The organism is Streptomyces sp. 7N604, from assembly GCF_052245475.1.
Classification (GTDB): Bacteria; Actinomycetota; Actinomycetes; order Streptomycetales; family Streptomycetaceae; genus Streptomyces.
On record NZ_JBQQBX010000065.1, the window covers coordinates 1 to 19,108 of the forward strand.

The 19,108-nt window shown below is 71.3% G+C and carries 18 protein-coding genes; 6 read left to right on the forward strand and 12 right to left on the reverse strand.

All coding sequences use genetic code 11. The features are described from left to right. Positions 1 to 220 precede the first annotated feature (220 nt). Positions 221 to 571, forward strand: a complete 351-nt coding sequence (locus ACTWP8_RS37280; RefSeq protein WP_443326494.1) for a DUF779 domain-containing protein — start codon at positions 221 to 223, stop codon at positions 569 to 571. Between the two features lie 53 nt (positions 572 to 624). Here ACTWP8_RS37280 and ACTWP8_RS37285 read toward each other — a convergent pair whose 3' ends face one another. The 9 genes from ACTWP8_RS37285 to ACTWP8_RS37325 form a co-directional block, all read right to left on the reverse strand. Then, positions 625 to 1,476 (reverse strand): LLM class flavin-dependent oxidoreductase, encoded by an 852-nt coding sequence (locus ACTWP8_RS37285; protein WP_443326495.1) that lies wholly within the window; start codon positions 1,474 to 1,476, stop codon positions 625 to 627. A gap of 230 nt (positions 1,477 to 1,706) precedes the next feature. Continuing rightward, complete coding sequence (locus tag ACTWP8_RS37290; protein WP_443319916.1) at positions 1,707 to 1,901, reverse strand: hypothetical protein; 195 nt, start codon at positions 1,899 to 1,901, stop codon at positions 1,707 to 1,709. A gap of 115 nt (positions 1,902 to 2,016) precedes the next feature. Then, the gene (locus ACTWP8_RS37295; protein ID WP_443326496.1) at positions 2,017 to 2,886 is read right to left on the reverse strand and encodes a phosphatidylinositol-specific phospholipase C/glycerophosphodiester phosphodiesterase family protein; all 870 of its coding nucleotides are present in this window, start codon (positions 2,884 to 2,886) and stop codon (positions 2,017 to 2,019) included. Positions 2,887 to 3,168: 282 nt separating this feature from the next. Then, positions 3,169 to 4,326 carry an acyl-CoA dehydrogenase family protein gene (locus ACTWP8_RS37300; RefSeq protein ID WP_443326497.1) on the reverse strand — a complete coding sequence of 386 codons (1,158 nt, stop codon included), beginning with the start codon at positions 4,324 to 4,326 and terminating at the stop codon, positions 3,169 to 3,171. Further along, positions 4,323 to 5,528, reverse strand: coding sequence for an acyl-CoA dehydrogenase family protein (locus tag ACTWP8_RS37305; RefSeq protein WP_443326498.1), 1,206 nt, complete (start codon positions 5,526 to 5,528; stop codon positions 4,323 to 4,325). The genes ACTWP8_RS37300 and ACTWP8_RS37305 overlap by 4 nt, the downstream gene beginning before the upstream one ends. A gap of 28 nt (positions 5,529 to 5,556) precedes the next feature. Beyond that, a complete protein-coding gene (locus tag ACTWP8_RS37310; RefSeq protein ID WP_443326499.1) occupies positions 5,557 to 6,540 on the reverse strand; it encodes an NADPH:quinone oxidoreductase family protein in 984 nt (327 codons plus the stop codon). A 426-nt stretch (positions 6,541 to 6,966) separates the two neighbouring features. Then, positions 6,967 to 7,200: a Clp protease N-terminal domain-containing protein gene (locus ACTWP8_RS37315; protein ID WP_443326500.1), complete on the reverse strand. Its 234-nt coding sequence runs from the start codon at positions 7,198 to 7,200 to the stop codon at positions 6,967 to 6,969. Positions 7,201 to 7,306: 106 nt separating this feature from the next. After that, entirely contained in the window at positions 7,307 to 8,665 is a 1,359-nt protein-coding gene (locus ACTWP8_RS37320) for a M64 family metallopeptidase (protein WP_443326501.1), read from the reverse strand. Positions 8,666 to 8,823: 158 nt separating this feature from the next. After that, positions 8,824 to 10,152 carry an alpha/beta fold hydrolase gene (locus tag ACTWP8_RS37325; RefSeq protein ID WP_443326502.1) on the reverse strand — a complete coding sequence of 443 codons (1,329 nt, stop codon included), beginning with the start codon at positions 10,150 to 10,152 and terminating at the stop codon, positions 8,824 to 8,826. A 189-nt stretch (positions 10,153 to 10,341) separates the two neighbouring features. On the opposite strand from ACTWP8_RS37325, the gene ACTWP8_RS37330 reads away from it, so the two are divergent. The 3 genes from ACTWP8_RS37330 to ACTWP8_RS37340 all read left to right on the forward strand — a co-directional run bounded on the left by ACTWP8_RS37330 (position 10,342) and on the right by ACTWP8_RS37340 (position 14,805). Continuing rightward, positions 10,342 to 11,724, forward strand: coding sequence for a helix-turn-helix domain-containing protein (locus ACTWP8_RS37330; protein ID WP_443326503.1), 1,383 nt, complete (start codon positions 10,342 to 10,344; stop codon positions 11,722 to 11,724). A 189-nt stretch (positions 11,725 to 11,913) separates the two neighbouring features. Further along, positions 11,914 to 13,323, forward strand: a complete 1,410-nt coding sequence (locus ACTWP8_RS37335; protein ID WP_443326504.1) for a family 2B encapsulin nanocompartment shell protein — start codon at positions 11,914 to 11,916, stop codon at positions 13,321 to 13,323. Positions 13,324 to 13,374: 51 nt separating this feature from the next. Further along, positions 13,375 to 14,805 (forward strand): family 2B encapsulin nanocompartment shell protein, encoded by a 1,431-nt coding sequence (locus ACTWP8_RS37340; RefSeq protein WP_443326505.1) that lies wholly within the window; start codon positions 13,375 to 13,377, stop codon positions 14,803 to 14,805. A 118-nt stretch (positions 14,806 to 14,923) separates the two neighbouring features. Here the strand turns inward: ACTWP8_RS37340 and ACTWP8_RS37345 are convergent, their stop codons facing one another. Both ACTWP8_RS37345 and ACTWP8_RS37350 read right to left on the reverse strand, forming a co-directional pair. Then, entirely contained in the window at positions 14,924 to 15,532 is a 609-nt protein-coding gene (locus tag ACTWP8_RS37345; RefSeq protein WP_443326506.1) for a hypothetical protein, read from the reverse strand. Between the two features lie 3 nt (positions 15,533 to 15,535). Then, the gene (locus ACTWP8_RS37350) at positions 15,536 to 16,129 is read right to left on the reverse strand and encodes an iron transporter (RefSeq protein WP_443326507.1); all 594 of its coding nucleotides are present in this window, start codon (positions 16,127 to 16,129) and stop codon (positions 15,536 to 15,538) included. A gap of 267 nt (positions 16,130 to 16,396) precedes the next feature. Here ACTWP8_RS37350 and ACTWP8_RS37355 point away from each other — a divergent pair, with 267 nt between their 5' ends. Continuing rightward, positions 16,397 to 16,795, forward strand: a complete 399-nt coding sequence (locus ACTWP8_RS37355; RefSeq protein WP_443326508.1) for a cupredoxin domain-containing protein — start codon at positions 16,397 to 16,399, stop codon at positions 16,793 to 16,795. Positions 16,796 to 16,861: 66 nt separating this feature from the next. Here ACTWP8_RS37355 and ACTWP8_RS37360 read toward each other — a convergent pair whose 3' ends face one another. Next, a complete protein-coding gene (locus tag ACTWP8_RS37360; protein ID WP_443326509.1) occupies positions 16,862 to 17,560 on the reverse strand; it encodes a DsbA family oxidoreductase in 699 nt (232 codons plus the stop codon). Between the two features lie 285 nt (positions 17,561 to 17,845). On the opposite strand from ACTWP8_RS37360, the gene ACTWP8_RS37365 reads away from it, so the two are divergent. Next, on the forward strand, positions 17,846 to 19,066 hold the full coding sequence (locus tag ACTWP8_RS37365) for an IS701 family transposase (protein WP_443326510.1): 1,221 nt from the start codon (positions 17,846 to 17,848) through the stop codon (positions 19,064 to 19,066). Positions 19,067 to 19,108: the final 42 nt, after the last annotated feature.

Consider the following 19,108-nt stretch of genomic DNA (forward strand, 5'->3'; position numbering starts at 1 on the left):
GAAGGACCGCTATTCACCCCTCGCCCTCGACGAAGCCCATGATCAGGCCGTGTGACTCGACTCAACGCTTCTCCGGACACCGCCCCCTCCTCATGCAACCGCCTCGCAACGTGTCAGGGAGTTAGCTGGGTCAGCGCCCGAAGACGACTCGGCGAGCCTGATCGGTCAAGAGAGGGGCAGCACGTGTACCGCCATGAGACGAAGAACCTGCGCCCCCGCGATGACTGACGTCCCGCGCGTGGAACTGACGCCTGCGGCCGCTGACCTGGTGCGGCGGCTGCGGGCGGTCCACGGACCGCTGATGTTCCACCAGTCGGGCGGCTGCTGCGACGGCAGCGCGCCCATGTGCTACCCCGCGGGCGAGTTCCGCACCGGCGACTCCGACGTGCTGCTGGCCGAGCTGAGCGTCGACGAGGCCGGCGAACCGGTGCCGTTCTGGATGTCGGCCAGCCAGTACGAGCGCTGGAGCCACACCCGTCTCATCGTCGACGTCGTACCGGGCCGGGGCAGCGGCTTCTCCCTCGAGGCACCGGAGGGTGTGCGCTTCCTGATCCGTTCCCGGGTGCTCTGACGCCGGAAAGGGGGCGCCGGCCGGCCCTGCGGCCACCCGTGCGCCCCGTTTCGTCAGAAGAGCGCGTCGGCGAGGCGCTCGATCTGGTCCGGGTCCGAGGACCAGCAGTACAGCATCACTTCGTCGGCACCGAGACCCGTGTACGCGGTGACTGCGCCGCGGATCTGCTGCTCCGTGGTGAGCAGCCCGTTCACGACGTGGTCGGTGTAATCATTGGATCCGTAGTAGTCGCGGATGTTCTTACGGGCTTCGTCCACGCATCCGTCCGGGCCCAGGGCGGCGTTGACCTGGGCGACGAGACGGGGGCGGCCCGGACGCCCTGCCCTCTGCCAGGACTTCTCCACGTCACGGAAGAGCCGGTCGATCAACTCGGGAGAGAACGCGGCGCCGAGGAAGCCGTCACCCCAGCGTGCGACGCGCTCGATCGCGGCCGGTGCGAAGCCGCCGAACAGCACCTCGGGCCCGCCGGCGCGTACGGGTGCGGGCCCGATCGGCCCGACACCTTCGCCGTAGGGCTCACCGCTCCAGGCGCGCCGCAGGAGGGCCATCTGCTCGTCGAGCCGGCGCCCGCGGCGGTGGACGTCAACTCCCGTGGCCAGATAGTCGTCCTCGCGTCCGCCGAGCCCGATACCAAGGGTGAAACGCCCGCCGGACATGCGGTCGAGTGTGGCGCTCTGCTTGGCGAGCACGGCGGTGTCGCGGACGGGTGCGAGCAGAACTTCGGTCTGCACACGGATCCGCGAGGTGACCCCGGCGACGGCGGCCAGGGTGACCAGCGGTTCGGGGTTGTCGTAGACCACGCGGTCGAGCAGGCCGAGGGTGGTGAAGGGGCCGGAGTCGGCGCGCCGGGCCCAGGTCACCAGCACAGCGGGGTCGTTGATGGGAAGGCCGAGGCCTACATTCATGGGAAAGACACTCCTACGGAAGGGCATACTGAATCGATGCCGCCCCTCCGTCGCTGCGCACGATGCGTGCGAGCGTGTTCCCGTTCTGCGGCGTACTTCTCGGGAAGCGAGTTCTTAGAGTGCGGCCACTCTACAGGGATGCCGGAGCCGCTGTTCGTGGGGATCCACCAACTCGCCCGACTGCCCGGGCCGATGGCCGTCAGGAGAACGGTCCCGGTGCCAGGGGAGGATCAGGGGCGGACGCTGCTGACCACTTCCGCGGTCGCCGCGAGGCCGTCCGACAGGGTCGGGGCGAGGCTGGATCCGGCCAGGCAGAAGCCGAGCAGCATGCAGACCACGGCATGGGTGAACTTCAGTGCACCATTGCGCACGAAGACGATGGTCAGGATCACGAGCAAGAAGACCAGTGAGATCGAAATGGCCATGGCGACGAACCTCCTCGGCCGCGGGCGGACGGTGCGGCGATCGGCCCAAAGTGTGGCGTATCGCGCGCTCCGTCCCGGCCGTTCAGGCTCCGCCGAACGGGTGATTGACTCCCTGTCACCGCCGAGGCTGGTCGTGGGTGCTGAGGAACCGCTCCAGCCCCGCCAGGTCATCGGTGTTGATGTAATCGACACCCGCCGCCAGGAGCTCGTGCCATACGGCCTCGCGGGCCGGGCCGATCGCGTCGGGTGTCGCCCAGAACCGCACGCGCTGACGCTCCGCGTGAGCGGCGGAGACGGTCTCGTGCAGCTTCGCGCGCTCCTCGGCGGGCATCGGGCCCACACCCTGCCAGCTGAAGCTGAGCGTCCAGTTGGTGCTGATGATCGGGATGAAGGACGCCGGGACACCGGTGCCCAGGTCGTCGAGACGGCCGTCGTAGAAGGCGTACCGCAGATGCTGCGCCTCCATGGGGGCGCGGGCGGCCCGGTCACCCGAGATGACGGGCGTCACGGCCCCGGTGCGGACGCGGCCGTCGGCGGCGCAGCTGAGGATGGAGCGGTAGCGGCGCAGCCTGCGGTGGAGTTCGAGGTACGTCGCCTCGCCGGTGTTCTTGATGTCGAGGAGCAGCTGCAGCGGGATCCGGTATCCCTGGTAGACCGAGCCGTGGTTGGCGCGGACTCGGGCGAGCAGCGGCTCGAGGTAGAGCGACTCGAGGGTCCGCTCGGGGGTGAGGTCGTCCAGGTCGTGGCCGACGAGGAGTTGGCCGTCGATCAGCCAGATGTCGGCCTCGACGCTGGTGAAGCGGTGCGCGAGGGCGTCGGCGAGGGGGCGCGGGTGCTCGTAGTCGTTGTGTGCGTGCGCCCGGCGCAGCGGCACCGGGTGGCCGGTGGCGTCTGTCACCGCCCAGGCGTGCGAGGGGGAGGCGAGCGTGCTCGCTACGGCGGCGCCGAGGGACGCGACGACAGTGCGGCGAGTGGGACTGAACACGAGGTCTCCCGGGGGACGTTGCGCGGCGGACGTCGGGGGCGCGCGAGGGGGCGGAGCTACGTCACGTGAGCGAGTACGTGACGTAAGGGAGTATCGGTTCAGCACCGCCGTATCAATCGCGTTCCGCGAAGAGTTGCGTCGACCGACGTCCGTGCGTCGCCTGCCGCTCGACCTGGCGTTCCTTCGTGAACGGGCCTTCCCCGTCATGAAACCGCCGGTCCTTCTCCCCGCAGCTGCGGGGAGAAGGACCGGCGGGTGAAAGGCGCCGCGGCCCCAGTCGCGTCAGGCCCTGGGGGCGGGCAGGTCGGCGAGGTCGGCGAGAGACGACCGGTGGCGACCCGGCGTGCCGAGGGCCAGCTCGTCCGCCTTGGCCCGCTTCAGATAGAGATGCGCCGGATGCTCCCAGGTCATTCCGATGCCGCCGTGCAGTTGCACGCACTCCTCCGCCGCCCGTACCGCAACCTTCGAGCACGCGGACTGGGCGACCGCGACCGCCACGAGCGCGTCCGCGCTGCCCGTCGCGAGCGCGTCCGCCGCGTAACGGGCCGCGGCGCGCGCCGAGACGAGCTCCAGCCACAGCCGGGCGAGCCGGTGCTTGAGCGCCTGGAAGGAGCCGACGGGCCGGTTGAACTGGTGCCGCTCGCCGGTGTAGCGGACGGTCTCGGCCAAGCACCACTCGGCCAGGCCCAGTTGCTCCGAGGCGAGCAGCCCGGCCCCGGTGAGCAGGGCCCGCCTGACGGCGGCCTCGGCGGCGTCGGGTCCGGCGAGCCTGCGCGCCCGCACGCCGGCGAGCGCCACCTCGGCGACGGGCCGGGTCAGGTCGAGGGACACCAGCGGCGTGATGGTGACTCCGGGCGCCGCGGCCTCCACCGCGTACAGCCCGTACCCCTCCGTGCCCTGGGCCGGTACGAGCAGGACGTCGGCGCCGGCCGCGTCCGCGACACCGCCGGTGCGGCCCTCCAGCGTCCCGTCCTCCGCGACCCGCACGGTCGCCGGGAGCGCCGTGCCCGGCGCGGCGGTCAGCGGCAGCGCGAGCGTGCCCACCTTCCGGCCGGCGGCGAGCGCGGCCAGCAGCCCGGCGACTTCGCTGTCGTCGGCGTCGCAGCCGAGCAGGGCCTCGACGGCGAGCACCGCGCTCGTCAGATACGGCACCGGGGCGGCGCTGCGGCCGAGCTCCTCGAGGACGACGGCGGCCTCGCGCGCGGTGGCGCCCTGGCCGCCGAGCTTCTCCGGGACGAGCAGCCCGGCCGTGCCGATCTCGGACGCGAGGGCCCGCCACAGGTCCGGGTCGTACGGCCGCCCGCTCTCGATCCCGGCGAGTACGGCGGGCGCGTCGCAGCGGTCGGCGAGCAGAGACCGTACGGCGGCGCGCAGGTCCTCCTCGGCCTCGGAGTACAGCAGGTCCGGCGCAGCGGTCGTGGCCGCCTCGGCTCCCGTCATCGGGCGAGCTCCTTCCACGGGATGTCCTTGTCGGTACGCGGCTCGGGCGGCAGGCCCAGGACGCGTTCCGCGACGATGTTGAGGAGCACCTCGGTGGTGCCGCCTTCGATGGAGTTGCCCTTGGCCCGCAGATAGCGGTAACCGGCGTCACGCCCCGCGAAGTCCACGCCCTCGGGGCGGCGCAGGGTCCAGTCGTCGTACAACAGCCCCTCCTCGCCGCGGAGTTCGACTTCCACGCCGCTGATCTCCTGGTTGAGGCGGGCGAAGGCGAGCTTCATCGCCGAGCCCTCAGGGCCCGGCTGACCGGCCACGAGCTGCTGCCGCAGCCGCTCCCCCGCGAGCCGGGCCGCCTCCGCCTCGACCCACAGCTCCAGCACCCGCTGGTGCAGGTCGTGGGTGCGCAACTCCGGGCGCTCGCGCCACTTCTGGGCGAGGAGCCCGATGAGGCCGCCCTCGCGCGGCACGCGGCCGCCGCCGATCGCGACCCGCTCGTTCATCAGCGTCGTCTGGGCGACCCGCCAGCCGTCGCCCACCTCGCCGAGCCGGTGGCTGTCGGGGATCCGTACGCCGGTCAGGAAGACCTCGTTGAACTCGGCCTCGCCGGTGATCTGGCGCAGCGGCCGCACCTCGACGCCGGGGTCGGTCATGTCGCAGACGAAGTACGTGATGCCGCGGTGCTTGGGCAGGTCCGGGTCGGTGCGGGCGATGAGGATGGCCCAGCGGGCGACGTGCGCACCCGAGGTCCACACCTTCTGCCCGTCGACCACCCAGCCGTCCCCGTCCCGTACGGCCCGGGTGGCGAGCGCGGCCAGGTCCGAGCCCGCGCCGGGCTCGCTGAACAGCTGGCACCACACCTCCTCGCCCAGCCACAGCGGGCGCAGGAACCGTCGCTTCTGCTCCTCGGTGCCGTAGCGCAGGATCGTGGGCGCGGCCATGCCGAGGCCGATGCCGATGCGGTGCGGATCGTTGTCGGGTGCGCCCGCGGCCTCCAGCTCGGCGTCCACGACGGCCTGGAGGGCGCGCGGGGCGTCGAGCCCGCCGAGCCCGGCGGGGAAGTGCACCCACGCGAGCCCGGCGTCGAAGCGGGCCTGCAGGAATGCGGCCCGGTCGGTGGTGGCGGGGTCGTGGGCGGCGAGCAGGTCGGCGACCCGGCGGCGCAGCCCGTCCGCATCGGGGGCGGTCGTGGCCTCGGTACGTGCCATGGCGCGGCTCCTTCCGGTGGGTCCTGGGTCAGTTGGGGGTGATGACGACACGGCCGGTGGTGGTGCCGTCGGCGACCCGCTGTACGGCGTCGGCCGCCCCGTCGAGCGGCACGCGCTCGCTGACCAGGGGCTTGATCGCGCCCTGCGCGGCCAGCTTGGTCAGCTCCTCGTGGCAAGCCCGGACCGCGGCCGGGTCGTGGGTGTTGTAGAGCCCCCAGTGCAGGCCGACGATCGAGTAGTTCTTCACCAGGGCGTGGTTGAGCCCGGGGGTGGGGATGGCGCCGCTCGCGAAGCCGACGACGAGGACCCGGCCCTCGAAGGCGATGCACTTGACGGACTTGGCGTACGCGTCGCCGCCGACCGGGTCGTAGACGACGTCGGCGCCCCGGCCGCCCGTGGCTTCCTTGACCGCGGCCACGATGTCCTCCGTCCGCCGGTCGATCACGAGGTCGCAGCCCAGCTCGCGGGCGATGCGTGCCTTCTCGGCCCCGCCGGCCACGCCGATGACGGTCGCGCCCGCCGCCTTGCCGAGCTGCACGGCGGCGCTGCCCACGCCGCCCGCGGCCGCGTGCACCAGCAGGGTCTCCCCCGGCTGGAGGTGCGCGCGGCGGTGCAGCCCGAACCAGCCGGTCTGGTAGCCGATGTGCAGGGCGGCGGCCTCGGCGTCGTCGAGCGCCTCGGGCGCGGGCCGTACGGCGGCGGCGTCGGCGACCGCGTACTCGGCGAAGCCGCCCGTACCTGGCGGAGGCTGGGCGATGACCCGGTCCCCGACCCGGCCCTCCGCGCCCTCCCCGAGGGCGACGACCTCGCCGCAGACCTCGACGCCGGGGGTGAAAGGCAGCGGCGGACGGACCTGGTACTGGCCGCGGCAGAGCAGCGCGTCCGGGAAGTTGATGTTCGCCGCACGCACCCGCAGCAGCAGCTGCCCCGGCCCGGCGACCGGATCCGGCACCTCTTCGAGGCGCATGACCTCGCGGGGTTCGCCGTTCTCGTGGACTCGCCATGCCTTCATCCGGTGGCCTCCGCAACCGTGGGTGAGTGTTCCGCCTCGCTCGTTCGCATACTAAGCGGTCGCTCGGCTGCGCGGAACAGCCCCGGAGGCGTTTTTCCGGACGAGCCCCGGAAACGGCGTCAGAGCGGCGTCAGGACTGGGCGGCGCCCGCTCCCGTGCCCGCCCTTCCCGGCGACGAGTGTGCAGGCGAGCTCGCCGTCCCTGACGTCGCAGACGACCGTGTCGCCGGGTTTGACGGCTCCTTCGGGCAGTATGTTCGACAGCCGGTTGTCCAGCTCGTCCGGGTCGTGCGGCGCAGCGGCCGCGCGCCGAATTCAGGCTGTCCGTGGTTCGCCGGCCACTCCTTGCCGTCTCGGTGATCTCGAGGCCGATCTGCTGCGCGTGCAGCCTGCGGCGGCTGTACGCGCAGCAGATCGACGATCCGGATCAACCGAGGGGGATGTGCTCGGGACCGATGTACGAGGAGCCCGCCGCCTGCGAGCGCCCGTGGGCGGCGAGCAGGGCCCGTTTCGCGGCCGGTGTCAGAGCCGGCTCCCCGGTGCCGGTGCCGGTGAGCAGCTGGTCCTGCAGGTCCCCCGCCAGCTGGTCCGGATCGACGCCGGCCTGTTCCAGCAGATGCCGGGCGGGTGCCACCTGGGTGGCGGCCCACAGCAGGTGCACGGTGTCGAGATCGGAGCCGTCCTGGGCCGCGCGGACGCGCCGGCAGCCGCGAGCAGCTCGTGCGAGGAGTCGCTCCGGAGGCGAGCGCAGCAGGTCAGGCAGGCGGTCAGCGGCCCACGGTCCAGGTGATCGAGCCGGTCAGCACGGCGCGCAGCGCCGGGTCGCGCACGGCGCGGGTGGGGTCGTGCGCGGTGGCGGTGAGGCGGTGCGTGCGCTTGTCGTGCGGCCGTACGAGCCGCCCGACCTCGACGGTGGGCTCGCCCCGCAGGCTCCTGATCTCCTTGCCGTCCAGGTACCAGCGCAGCGAGACGGGCCGCTCCGCGCCGGTCAGCCGCGGCACCCGCACGGTGACGCTGTCGGCGCGGGTGAGCACGCGCTGCGTACCCGTGTTGCTGGTGAGCGGCTTGGCGTGCCGGTAGAACCCGGCGAGCATCGCCTCGCGGCCGACGGTGTTGAACTCCCGGCCCAGCGTGCGCATGATCGAGTCCTCGCTCGGCCGGTACAGGCCGCGCGGGTAGTACCCGGCGCCTTCGAAGGCGCCGATCGTCCCGCCGTCCGGGGTGGGCTCGCCGAGCCAGCGGTACCACTTCGCCTGCCCGTCGGCGAGCTCCTTGGCGGTGTACGTGGTGGTGTTGACGTCGGCGGGCTCGGACCCGGTGTAGTCGCCGTGCTCGGGGTAGAAGTACTCGTCCGCGAGCTTGCCGAGGGAGTGGCCCGTCTCGTGCACCGCGACCTGGCCGGACTGCTCGTTGCCGCCGGAGACCGTGGCGATGCCGTCGTAACCGAGCTGGGAGGAGACGTCGTTGTAGCCCGCGCCGCCGTACTTGGTGCTGTTGGAGACGACGATGACGAGGTCGGCCTCGGGGGCCTTGGCGGCGTAGCTCTCGACCCTGCCGGTGTCGACGCACAACAGGCGCTCGATACCGTCGCACCAGAAGTAGCTGTGCAGGGCGGTGTCCCTGACGACGTCCTGGGAGGGGTCGCCGGAGACACCCGACTCCCGCGAAACCGCGTCGACCGCCCAGACGTTGAAGAGGTCCTGGTAGGTGGTGTACGGCTCGACGCCGGTGATCTCCTGCCACTTCTCCTTCGCGTCGGTGTGGAACTGCGGGAGCTCGCCCTCGGTGTAGCCGTCGCCGATGACGACGACATCGAGTTTGTCGGCGGTCGGGCCGTTCTCGACGATCGGGGTGACGTCGCCGTCGCCCGCGACGCGACCCTCGCCGCGGGACAGGCGCTCGGGGGCCGCGGCGGGGACCTCGGTGTGGCGCGGGTGGCCGGTCGGTGAGCTGAAGTACTCGACGTGGTAGGTCTCGTGGGTCTCGTGGGTCTCGTGGCTCGGCCGGCTCTGCGCGGACCGCACAGCGGCCGCCCCGGAATCCGGGGCGGCCGCGAGGGAAACGGTGGCTGCGAGGAGGCCTGCGAAGACGACGCCGGCTGCCATGCCGGCTCTGCGTATGTGCACCACTGCGATCCTCCAGGTGGGGGGTGGACGGTGCCGATAAGCGCTTGGGTAAGCGCGCTTAATCGGCCAGTCAACCTAGAGGGCGTCGGCAGGCAGGGCAATGGGCAGGCACAGACGGCCTGGTGAGGAGACGTCAGGTGAGGCCGGGGACTCCCCTGTCAGACCTCGTCGCGGGCGAGCGCCAGCAGCCGGTCCAGAACGCGGGTACCGCCGGTCCGCACCCCGTCGTGCTCGAACTCGTCGGTGACCCAGGTGCGCAGGCCCCCGATCGTGCGCGCGGTCTGCAGTGCGTGGCCGGTGTCCACGTACATGTCGTCGTGGTAGACGGCCGCGGCGACGGGGACCTCGTTCGCGGCGAGCCGCCCCGCGTCGTACAGCCGGGTCCAGCCGGTGCGATCGGCGAGCAGCTCGGCAGTCTCGCGCAGCGGGCGCAGCGCCGGGTCGGCGTCGAGCATCCAGGGGTAGACCATCTCGCCGGTGAACAGCAGGGGTTCGCCGTCCTCCAGCGCACGGTCGGCGTCGAACTGGGGGAACTCGGCGCGGACGCGCTGGGCGGCCCAGGCCGTCGGCTCGTCGCCCTGGGCGTAGATCGCCTCGTGCAGCAGGGCGTAGAGGGGGTTGGCGGCGTACGAGAGCACGGCCCTGGCGCCCTCGAGGAAGGCGTCGGAGAGGCGCGGGCCCGCGGGGGTGCGGACAAAGGCGTGCTCGAGGAGGTAGTGCAGCCGGTGGGAGCCGCCGGCTCCGCCGAGCTGGTGGCCCAGGGCCTGGAAGGCCTCGACGGTGAAGCGGTAGCCACCGGGCAGTTCCGTGGGGTGCGCGCGCAGGTGGGCGGCGATGCGCCGGGCGGTCTGCGCATCCTGCGGGTAACGGGCGTAGTGCGCACGGGACTTGCGCTCGACGCGCGGGTACGCGGCGCGGTAGACGTCGTCCGCGGCGGCGTCGAGCGAGGGCAGCCCACCGGTGATCAGCGCGGTCCGCAGTGCCTCGGGGGCGGTGGAGAGGTAGTGCACGGCGCAGAAGCCGCCGAAGCTCTGGCCGAGCACGGTCCACGGCGCGCCGCCGGTCAGCCGGAGTCTGATCCATTCGCAGTCCTGCACGATCGCGTCGGCGCGGAACAGGGCGAGGTAGTCGGCCTGTTCCCGGGGGCCGCCGCGCAGCGGCAGGGTCTGCCGGTCGGCCGGGGTCGAGCGGCCGGTCCCCCGCTGGTCGAGCAGCAGCACCCGGTACTCCTCGACGGCGCGGCCCACCCAGTCCGTGGCGCCGACGGGCCGCCGGGCGCCGAATCCGGGCCCGCCCTCGAGGTAGACCAGCCAGGGCAGTTCCTTCTCCTGCTTGCCCGGGGCCACGACTTCGCGGGCGAAGATCTCGATCCGCTCGCCGCCGGGGTCGGCGTGGTCCAGCGGGACCTCGAAGTGGTGGTCGGTGAGCACCAGGCCGGGCTGGCGGTAACTGGTCACGTGCGCTCCTGTCGGCTCGGTCCCGCCCATGGCCATTAAGGCCATAGTTAACTAGCCTTAACACACGGATCAAGCCACTGGCTCGCCGCCCCAGCCGGGGGCGCGTACGAGCGGCTGGGACGCGAGCGAGCCGCAGAGCACGACGCCCCGCGCCGGAGGGGCCGAGGCATGCGGCGGCCGCACGGGTCCGGGCGAGGACGAGCAAGGGGGCACGGACCGATGGCGACCAGCAGTACCGCCAAGGGCGAGGAGCGGGCGGCGGGAACCTGCGGGATCGGGCGGCGCGTTCAGCGGTTGCGCGGGGAACTCGGTCTGACCCAGCGCCAGTTGGCCCAGCCCGAGTACACCGCCGCCTACATCTCGACCCTCGAGTCCGGCAAGGTCCGCCCGTCCGAGACCGCTCTCCGCTTCCTCGCCGCGCGGCTCGGCGTCAGCGTCGACGAGCTGTCCACGGGACGTCCCGCCCACCTCGCCACCGACCTGCGCATACGGCTCACCGACGCCCGCCAGATGCTCGGCGCCGGGGACGCGGCGGAGGCCGCTGAGCTGCTGCGGGAACTGCTGGCCACCGCCGAGGAACACGGCTTCCAGGAGGAGCGGGCCGACGCCCTGGTCGCGCTCGGCGACTGCGCCCTGGATCTGGGCGAGCTCGCCGAGGCGCGGGACAGCTTCGAGGCGGCGGAAGAGCTACTGGCCGGGGAGCCGCTGCCGCGCCGGGTCGCGGCCATCCGGGGACGGGCGGTGGCCCACCTGCTCGCGGGCGAACTGCGCTACTCCTGCTACCTGCTGGAGTCCGCCATCGACGATCTCAACCGCAGCGGCCTGCACGACCCGGACGCGCTGGTACTGCTGCACAGCGCCGCCATCGCCCCGTACATGGACATGGGCGCCTACGCACGCGCGGCGCAGAGCGCCGAACTGGCCCTCTCGCTCGCGCCGAGCATCAGCGACCCGGCGCTGGTGGCGCGGATGCACCGGGGCGTGGCCCGCGCCATGATCGCCGAGGGGCGGTCCGCGGAGGCCGAGGCCTCACTGGCCAAGGCCCAGGAGCTGTACCGGCAGTTGCACATCCGCACGGAGCTTGCGCACTGCCACTGGATGCGCGGGTATGTGCGCGCCCAGGCGGGCGATCTGGAGGGCGCGGAGGACGAGTTGCGCACGGCCAGGGACATGCTGGCCTCCAAGCGCGCCCAATTGTTCACCGCGCAGGTGGACGTGGAGCTGGCCGACGTGCTGCGGCGGCTCGGCCGCCGCGAGGAGGCGGCCGAGCTGCTGTCCGGCACGCTGGACTCTCTCGGCGCCCCGCTCGGGCCCGAGCGGGGCGCCGTACACGCGGCGGGCGCTCACCGGCTGCTCGGGATGATCGCCGACGAGGACGGAGCCGGCGAGGACGCGGAACTGCACTACTGCCAGGCGCTGTCGCTGCTCGAGCACTCCGGCGCGGCCGGTGACCTGGCCGACATCTGCCGGCTGCTGGGCGATCTGCTGCGCCGCGAGGGCCGGATCGAGGCGGCGCTCGACGCGTACCGTACGGGGCTCGGGCACCGCGCGGCGCCCGGCACGACCACGCTCGGCACGGGTCCTGCGCAGCCGTCGTACTGACGGGCGGGAGCGGCCCCCGCACGGTGCTCCGGCAGGCACCGCCCCGCACACGGCATTTCCTGGCAATTCCCAGGCCAACCCACCCATTTGAGCGATTCCAGCGGTCCTTTGCATGCTGATATTTTCGCTGTCGGTGCCGGTGAATTTGGCACCCGGCATTTTTCTCCTTCAGAGATGGGTGGCGCCCTTATGACCACGTCGGTGGAGTCCACTTCTGCCGCATCGGACGGTCAGCCGCAGCTGAGCCTGAGCACGGCCGCTGCGCGCAATCTGGCGACAACAACCAAGTCCGTACCGCAAATGCAGGGCATCAGCTCCCGGTGGCTGCTCCGCCTGCTGCCCTGGGTCCAGGTGCCCGGCGGCACCTACCGGGTGAACCGCCGGCTCAGCTACACGGTCGGGGACGGCCGCGTCGAGTTCGTCACCACCGGCGCCCAGGTCCGGGTCATCCCGCCGGAGCTGTGCGAGCTCCCGCTGCTGCGCGGGTTCGAGGACACGTCCGTGCTCGAAGCCCTCGCCGCCCGCTTCGTCCAGCGCGAGTACGCGGCGGGCGCGCTGATCGCCGAGGCCGGCCGCCCGGCCGACCACCTCTACCTGATCGCCCACGGAAAGGCGACCAAACTGGGCCCGGGCAAGTACGACGGAGACGCCGTCGTGGGCGTGCTGGCGGACGGCGACCACTTCGGCGACCAGGCGCTCGCCGCACCCGAGGGCGAGTGGGACCACACCCTCAAGGCCACCACGGCCTGCACCGTGCTGGCCCTGCCGCGGCAGGTCTTCAACGAGGTGGCGGCCGGCTCCCCGGCCCTGCGCAGCCATGTCACGCGCGACCCCGCGATCCCGCACCAGCGCCGGAACGGCCACGGCGAGGCCGACATCCACCTGACCTCGGGGCACACCGGCGAGCCGCCCATCAGGGGCACGTTCGCGGACTACGAACCGGCTCCGCGCGAGTACGGGCTGAGCCTCGCCCAGACCGTGCTCCGCGTGCACAGCCGGGTCGCCGACCTCTACAACGAGCCGATGAACCAGGTGGAGCAGCAGCTCCGGCTCACCGTCGAGGCACTGCGCGAGCGCCAGGAACACGAGCTGGTCAACAACCGGGAATTCGGGCTGCTGCACAACGCCGATCTCCGGCAGCGCATCCGCACCCGCACCGGGCCGCCCACCCCCGACGACCTCGACGAGCTGCTGGCCACCGTCTGGAAGGACCCGGGCCTGATCCTCGCCCACCCGAAGGCCATCGCGGCCATCGGCCGGGAGTGCAACCGCCGCGGCGTCCACCCGGACTCCGTGGACCACCAGGGCCACTCCATCCCGGCCTGGCGCGGCGTGCCGATCTTCCCGTGCGGCAAGATCCCGGTCACCCAGGAGCGCACCAGCTCGATTCTGGTGCTGCGCACGGGAGAGGCGAGCCAGGGGGTTATCGGCCTGCATCGCACGGGTCTCGAGGATGAATACCAGCCGGGCCTTTCCGTGCGTTTCATGGGTATCAACGAAAAGGCCGTCATTTCCTATCTGGTAAGCGCCTATTATTCCGCGGCCGTTCTCGTCCCCGACGCTCTCGGAATTCTCGAGGACGTCGAAATCGGCAATTGACAGCCGGACCGTTATCAGCTCGTATCGCATAGGAATGGGTGAAGTTCTCCGATGACAACGTCAGTGGAAACGACCGTCTCCGAGGACGGGCAGCAGCCGGCTCCGCAGGTTCCGCAGCAGAGCCTGGCGACGGCCGCGGCGCGGAATCTGGCGACCACGACCAAGTCCGTCCCGCAGATGCAGGGGATCTCCTCCCGGTGGCTGCTGCGCGTGCTGCCGTGGGTGCAGGTCACCGCGGGCACGTACCGGGTGAACCGGCGGCTCACCCACACTCTGGGAGACGGCCGCGTCGAGTTCGTGACCACCGGTGCCGAAGTCCGGGTGATCCCCGCCGAGTTGCGTGAACTGCCGCCGCTGCGCGGTTTCGACGACAGTGAGGGGCTGGCGGCGCTCGCCGACCGGTTCATGCAGCGGGAGGTGTCCGCGGGCGAGACGATCGTGGAGGCCGACAGCCCGGCCTCCGAGGTCGTCCTCATCGCGCACGGCAAGGCCGACAAGCTGGGCACCGGCAAGTACGGCGACCGTACGGCGCTGGGCGTGCTCGCGGACGGCGACTACGTCGGCGAGTCCATGCTCACCGGGGACGGCGGCAACTGGCCGTTCACCGTACGGGCGGTCACCTCCTGCACCGTGCTCGTCCTGCCGCGCGCGTCGCTCGAGGAGGTCACCGCCCGTTCCGCGGTGCTGCGGGCGCACCTGGAGGAGTTCAGGGCCGCGCCGCGCCTGCCGCAGAACAGGCACGGTGAGGCGGCGATCGAGCTGGCCTCCGGGCACGCCGGAGAACCGGACCTGCCCGGCACCTTCGTCGACTACGAACTGACGCCGCGCGAGTACGAGTTGAGCGTCGCGCAGACCGTCCTCCGCGTGCACAGCCGCGTCGCCGACCTCTACAACAACCCGATGAACCAGGTGGAGGAGCAGCTCCGGCTCACCGTCGAGGCGCTGCGCGAGCGCCAGGAGCACGAGCTGATCAACAACCGCGAGTTCGGCCTGCTCCACAACGCCGACCTCAAGCAGCGCATCCACACCCGCACCGGGCCGCCGACGCCCGACGACCTCGACGAGCTGATCTCACGGCGCCGCAAGACGCAGTTCCTGCTCGCGCACCCGAGCACGATCGCCGCGTTCGGCCGGGAGTGCAACCGCCGGGGCATCTACCCGCAGGGCGTGGACTTCCAGGGGCAGCACGTCCGCGCCTGGCGGGGCATCCCGCTGCTGCCCTGCAACAAGATCCCGGTCACCGAGCATCGCACCAGCTCGATCCTGGCGATGCGCACGGGCGAGGCCGACCAGGGAGTCGTCGCGCTGCACCAGACCGGCATCCCCGACGAGGTCCAGCCGGGGCTCAACGTGCGGTTCATGGGCATCAACGAGAAGGCGGTCATCTCGTACCTGGTGAGCGCCTACTTCTCGGCGGCCGTTCTCGTGCCCGATGCGCTCGGCATCCTCGAGGACGTGGAGATCGGCCACCACGAGGGCTGACCGGCCCGGGGGTGGGGTGAGTGCCGCGGCGGGCGGACGGTCCGGGAAGGGCCTTCCGCCCGCTGCCGGATCCCGGGTCCAGATGCCGGGCGGTGCGCCTCAGTCGTGATGTGGTGGTTCAGGACTGGCTGTTGACGAAGCCGATCGCGGTGGCGCCCCACCATCCGCCCTGGGAGACGGTCGCGGCGATTCCCGACTGGATCAGCAGGCGGCGCGGGACGGGCCGGGTGTGCACGTGCCGCAGGCGCTGTCCGAGCCAGTGTGCGTAGAGGCCGTTGAACAGGATGGCGAGTACGAGTCCGAGCTTGATCAGCGTCAGCGGCGAGGCCAGGTCCGGCCGGAGGAACAGGCCGCTGAGCACCAGTCCGGCCAGCCCGAGCCATATCGGCATCTGCAGGGCGCAGGCGGTCCGCAGGACGTCCTCCAGACCGCGGCGTCCGAGCGTCCAGAGGATGGCGAACCAGTCGACGGCGAGCACGGAACCCAGACCCACGATGAGCGCCGCCAGGTGCAGGAAGCGGGCCACGGCGAGCAAGGGTGGGTCGGCGTGAACGTGGTCGGCCGTCCAGCAGGCTGCCGCCAGGACTGCGGCGCCCAGGGCGCCGAGGAGCACGAGCGCCCACGGCGGGGTGGGCGGGCGGCCCGCGGCCTCGACACTGTCTGCGACCGCGGGCCGCCCCGGTTCCAGGCCCGGGGCGGCCGTTGCTCTTCCGGAGCTCGAAGCCACCGCTCAGCTCTCCGGCTTCAGTTCGACGTCGCGGAAGGTCGCGGTCACGGCCTTGCTCAGGGCGGGCTTCTCACCGCTGGCACCGTGACGCAGGAAGGTGGGGGTCTCGAGCTTGGCGCGCAGCGTGTACGTGCCGGCCTTGGGGATGGAGAAGTTGTTGGCGTAGTGGAAGAACTCGGCGTAGTAGAAGTTCAGGTCCTGGGCCTGGACGACCTTGCCGTCCTTGTCGACCACTTCGAGGCGGATCGGCACATCCGGGACGATACGGCCGGTCTTGGCCTCCATCGGGATGATCTCGATGTGGTGCGTCTCGTCCTTCGCCGGCGTCCGGTTGACCTGCTTGCCGTGCTCGGGGTGGAACCAGGGCTCGGCCGCCTCGACGATGTAGCCGATGCGGTACTCCCCGACGCGGGTCTCGCCGCCCCTGGCTGCGATCTCCGCGTCCAGCACGGTGTGCTGGTGGGCCACGCCGGCCGGCGCCGTCTCCTTCACCTGGCTCTTGGCGGGCTTGTCATCGGTGTCGCCGCCACCGCAGGCAGTGAGTGCGAGGGTGAGCGGGGCGGCGATGCAGAGCGCGACAAGAGAGATTCTGGACATGGCTGGAATCCTTCGATCGAGGGTAAGGTTAGGCGAACCTAAGACCCTGTCGTGCGCGAGTCAAGCCATCCCAAGGCGTGGACATCAGTTCGCAAATCGGTCGCCGGAGATCGATCCCCCATCAGAGAAAGGGAGTTGAGTCGCCATGAACTGCCCGCCGAGGCTCATCAGGCGGCTGCGGGGTGATCGATATCTGGACAGCCAGGACCGCCTCTCGCCTAGACTCCGCGCCGCCTCCACCCTTCCGTATCGCTCCGAGGAGACGCCGTGACCTCTCGCCTGCCCCACCCTGCAGCCATTGCCCTGCTTGCTGCCGGATTGCTCACTCTTGTCACTTCCTGTGCCGAGAAGGGCGGCGGCGACGCGAAGTCGGGAGCCATCGCGGTCGAGGCCACCGATGACGCGTGCAAGCTCTCCCGGACGTCCGCGCCTGCCGGGTCCATCGCCTTCGAGGTGTCCAATGAGGGAAGCAAGATCACCGAGTTCTACCTCTACGGGCCGGACGACAAGGTGATCAGCGAGGTCGAGGGCATCGGCCCCGGCACCTCCCGTGAGATGACCGTGAAGGTCACCGAGGCCGGCACGTACACCACCGCCTGCAAGCCGGGCATGGTCGGAAACGGCATCCGCGGTGAATTCACCGTCACGACGAAGGACCGTGGCTGACCGATCCGCACCCTGGTGAGGCCCTGGGCCGCGGTCCGGCCGGCAGGCGGGCCGAGTGGCGCTCCCTTACCGCCCGTTCCCCTCCGCCAGCAGATCGAGCAGGCCCTGGGCCCAGGAAACGTCATAGCCGTCCAGGCGAGGGAGACCGCCCTGGTTCGGGTCGCCGGTCCACTCCGCGAGTACGCCCGGATTGTGGGCGGCGTAGCCGCCGGCGGCGAACAGATGCGGGCTGCCCTGGATTTCGGGGCCCTGGGCCGTACGCCACTGCTCGTACACCTCGGCCCGTCCTGCGCCGCGCTCCATCGCCTTGGCCAGTGTCTCGGCGTCCACGTGCTCGCACTTCGCGGCGGCGTCGAGGATCTCCGAAGGAATGCTGATGCAGCGGTTCTCGGCGTAGAAGGCGTGACGCAGCGCGGCGTCCAGCTCGTCGCTGCCGCGCAGGCCGCCGACGGCCGGGGCCTTCGCGGCCTGGACGGCCTCCAGCGCGGGCAGCGTGGTTGACGGGTAGTCCGACTCCGGCCCCGACCAGATGCGCCAGCCCAGCTCGGGGCGGTGCGCGGCGATCACGATGATTTCGGGCTCCACGATGAACTTGGGAGTGGGCTGGCTGTTGAACAGTTCCAGCGGGAACGCCCGGTGGTCTATCAGGATGTCCTGCTCGCGCTCGCGCGCCGTGCTGCGGAGGGTGTGGAGGGCCAGACTCGCCCAGGGGCAGCCTATGTCGGACCAGACCGTGACGGTTCCCGGTTCCCTGGCATCGCTCATGCTGATTCTCCTCGGTCCTGTCCCGGATGGGACGCGTCCGCTGCAGCAAAGCAAAACCGGACCGGGTTCGGGATCCGAACCGGCACCCATGGTGACCCGGACACAAAGGACCAGACCATACGCCGGCATGCACCGTCTCGGCAGATGAGCAGGATGCTGGCCCGGACACTGTCCAGCCGCACACGCGTGTGGTCTGCGCACCTGGGCGGGACGAGCCGCCATGCGCACATTGGAGGGGCAACTCCCGAGCGACTGACCGTCCGTCCACCTACGACGGGAATATCCATGAGTGCTGTTGCCCCGGACACGGACGACGAGCCGAGTAAGACGCGCACACCGCCGCCGACCGGCTCATGTGAGGTGGTGCTCACGGAACTCTGTTCAGCGTTGTTCACATCACTGCCCCGTAGCGATCAGCGAAGGAAGGGGCTGGCGTATATTCGCGGTCTCCTGGGAGCCCAGAAGCGCAAGTCCATACGGAACATCGCCGCATTGATCGGCGGGCAGGCCACCGAACAGAGCCTGCACCACTTCATCTGCGACTCCACGTGGGAATGGGCCCCCGTACGCCGGGCGCTGGCCCGGCACCTGGCGAGCACGGCACCCCCACAGGCCTGGGTGGTCAGGCCCATGGTGATCCCGAAGGCCGGGGAGCGAACGGTTGGTGTGGAAAGGAGCTTCTTCCCCGATCTGGGACAGGTGATGAACGCACAGCAGGCCATCGGGGTCTGGGCCGCTACGGAGGAGATGAGCGCTCCGGTCAACTGGCGGCTCCATCTGTCCCGGGCGTGGCTGGAGGACCGACACCGGCGCAGCCAGGCATCGATCCCTGATGATGTGGGCGTGGAGACGCTGAGTGAGTGTGCGGCCGAGGCGTACCTCGAGATGGACAGGGGCTGGGACCTGCCGGTCCGGCCCGTGGTCATGGATGCCCGCGATGCGGACGCCGCGATCATCGTCCGAAAGCTCCGTGGCGCTCGGGTACCTCTGCTCATCAGGGTCAGCAGCACTCTTCGGCTGGGCGTTTCCGACCCGGCCCTGCACAGCCGGGCCGAGGCGCTGACAGCACATCAGATCATGGGTGCCGCCAGGGACATGAGGCGCCCGGTCCTGTGGAAGGAGCGCGGTCCGGAGACGGACGCGCGGACAGGCCTGGTCGCCGGCGTCCGCGTCAGGATGCCGTCCAGGCACGGTCGTCTCCTTCTGGGGCACGCCCCCCGGGGCGGGGATCTGTACCTCCTGGGCGTCGGGGACAACGACCGGCGGTGGCCCACGGAACTGTGGCTCACGGACCTGAAGGATGCTCAGCCCGCTGCTCTGCTGCGGCTGACCCGGCTCATCCACCGAGTCGACCAGGACTTCATACGGATCGCCAACCAGGTGGGCATCCGCGACTTCGCGGGGCGTTCCTTCCGCGGGTGGCACCGTCACGTCACGCTCGCGTCGGCCGCCCATGCCGTTGCCGCCCTGGCCGGCACGTCCGGAGAACTGAGTTACGCGTCCTGATCCTCGGACCCGTCATAGGCCAAGGGGGACCGGCGCGCCCTG